This window comes from Cellulomonas sp. P4_B5_2, assembly GCF_056402235.1.
This window is the reverse complement of the sequence record NZ_JBFUHU010000468.1, coordinates 1-2,059: the sequence shown is the minus strand read 5'-3', so window position 1 is coordinate 2,059 and position 2,059 is coordinate 1. Positions and strand designations below refer to the sequence as shown.

The following is a 2,059-nucleotide window of genomic DNA, read 5'->3' as shown; positions in this document are numbered from 1 at the left end:
GGGGTCCATGGCGCACACCGGCGGGAGACTGGGTCGAGGGGGCTCGGGTTGGCCATCGTCGGGACCGTCGTCGCGGCACACGGCGGTCGGGTGGACGTCGAGCCGACCGACGCAGGATGCCTGTTCGAGGTCCGGCTCCCGGCGCAGGGAGAGACCACCGCCACCGTTCTCCAGGACTGACCGCAGCTGATCAGCAGGTCGCCAGACCGGCGCGGAGCCCGATCTGCGCCGACCAGCCCAGCACCTGCGCGGCCCGGTCCGACGAGGCGGTCACGTGCCTGACGTCACCGATCCGGAACTCTCCGGTGACGACCGGCGCTGGCCCGTCGAGGGCGTCCGCCAGCGCCTCCGCCAGTCCGCCGACGGTCGTCACCGCGCCGGAGCCGACGTTGAGCGGGACGACGAGCCCGGGACCGGCGTCTGCCGTGGTGGCCGCGACCACAGCCTGGGCGACGTCGTCCACGTGCACGAAGTCCCGACGCTGGGCGCCGTCCTCGAACACGCGCGGCGCGCGTCCCGAGGCGAGCGCCGACCGGAACAGGGAGGCCACCCCGGCGTACGGCGTGTTGCGGGGCATCCCCGGTCCGTAGACGTTGTGGAACCGCAACGCGAACGCGCCGCCGGCCGTCTCTCGCGCCCAGGCCCGGAGCAGGTGCTCGCCATGGACCTTCGTCGCGGCATAGACGTTGCGCGGATCGAGCGGTGCATCCTCGGTCACCACCGCGGGAACCAGCACGGCGTCGCACCGCGGGCAGCGGGGATCGAAGACGCCCGCCTCGAGGTCCGCCAGACGCCGAGGCCCCGGACCGACGCGGCCGTGCTCCGGGCAGTCATAGGCGCCCTCCCCGTAGACCACCATCGAGCTGGCGAACACGACGCGACCCACGCCGGCGCGGTGCGCAGCGCGCAGGAGGGTGGCCGTGCCCAGGTCGTTGGCGGAGACGTAGTCGACGATGTCGTCGACGTCGACACCGAGGCCCACCTTCGCTGCCAGGTGCACGACGACGTCTGCGCCCCGGACCGCCGGCACGAGAGTGTCCTCGTCCCGCACGTCGCCCAACACCAGGCGCGCCCCAGGCAACGCTGTGACTTCTCCCGGTCGGGAAGCCGGCCGCACCAGGTCGAGGACAGTCACGTCGTGTCCGTCCGCCATGAGCCGCTCAACCGTGGGTCGGCCGATGAACCCGGCTCCGCCGGTGACGAGGATGCGCACCCGCCCAGCATGCCCGGGCTCCGAGACCCGGGGCATGACGAGAGGCTGACGGATCGTGGAGAACCAGGTGGACGTCACGGCCGCCCGTTACCGTCGATCGCATGGCAAGCAGCGCGTCGCCCGTCGGCATCATCGGAGGCTCCGGCCTCTACCGTCTCCTCGACGACGCGGAGCCGGTGCCGGTGCTCACACCGTTCGGCGAACCCAGCGATCCTCCGCTGGTCGGCCAGTTCGGGAGCCGGCGAGTGGTGTTCCTCCCGCGCCACGGTGCGGACCACCGGTTCCCTCCGCACCGCGTGAACTACCGGGCCAACCTGTGGGCGCTGCGGATGCTCGGGGTGCGGCGCATCCTGGCCCCGTCAGCAGTGGGCGCCCTGCGTCCCGACCTTGCTCCGGGCACGCTCGCCGTGCCGGACCAGCTGGTCGACCGCACCTGGGGGCGGCCGCACACGTTCTACGACGACGTCGGGGCGGTCGTGCACGTCGGGCTCGCGGACCCTTACTGCCCCCAGGGCCGCGAGACCGTCCGGGCGCTACCCGACCCAGCGATGCAGGTGGTCGACGGCGGCACGATGATCGTGATCCAGGGCCCTCGCTTCTCCACGCGTGCCGAGTCGCGCAGCAATGCCGCGGCCGGCGGCACCGTCGTCGGGATGACCGGCATGCCCGAGGCGGCGCTCGCCCGAGAACTAGCCATGTGCTACACCAGCCTCGCCGTGGTGACCGACGCGGACGCCGGCGTCGAGGCGTCCGGCGCAGTGTCGCACCAGGCGGTCCTGGAAGAGTTCGCGCGGAGTGTGGACCGCCTGCGGATCCTTCTCGGGCAGCTCGTCGCGGCAGTGCCGC

Annotated in this window: 3 protein-coding genes; 2 read left to right on the top strand and 1 reads right to left on the bottom strand. The window is 72.8% G+C overall.

The features are described from left to right. Positions 1-180, top strand: a 180-nt coding sequence (locus AC1DUQ_RS21205; protein ID WP_477074572.1) for an ATP-binding protein, incomplete at its 5' end; no start/stop codon positions are given. Between the two features lie 10 nt (positions 181-190). Here AC1DUQ_RS21205 and AC1DUQ_RS21200 read toward each other — a convergent pair. Next, entirely contained in the window at positions 191-1,249 is a 1,059-nt protein-coding gene (locus AC1DUQ_RS21200; protein WP_477062105.1) for an NAD-dependent epimerase/dehydratase family protein, read from the bottom strand. Positions 1,250-1,314: 65 nt separating this feature from the next. On the opposite strand from AC1DUQ_RS21200, the gene AC1DUQ_RS21195 reads away from it, so the two are divergent. After that, positions 1,315-2,059: S-methyl-5'-thioadenosine phosphorylase (locus AC1DUQ_RS21195; protein WP_477074571.1), on the top strand; the 745-nt coding region annotated here is incomplete at its 3' end.

Bases quoted from the DNA above. Each gene is read 5' to 3' on its own strand.
- AC1DUQ_RS21200 (WP_477062105.1), bottom strand. From the start codon at position 1,249: ATGCCCCGGGTCTCGGAGCCCGGGCATGCTGGGCGGGTGCGCATCCTC.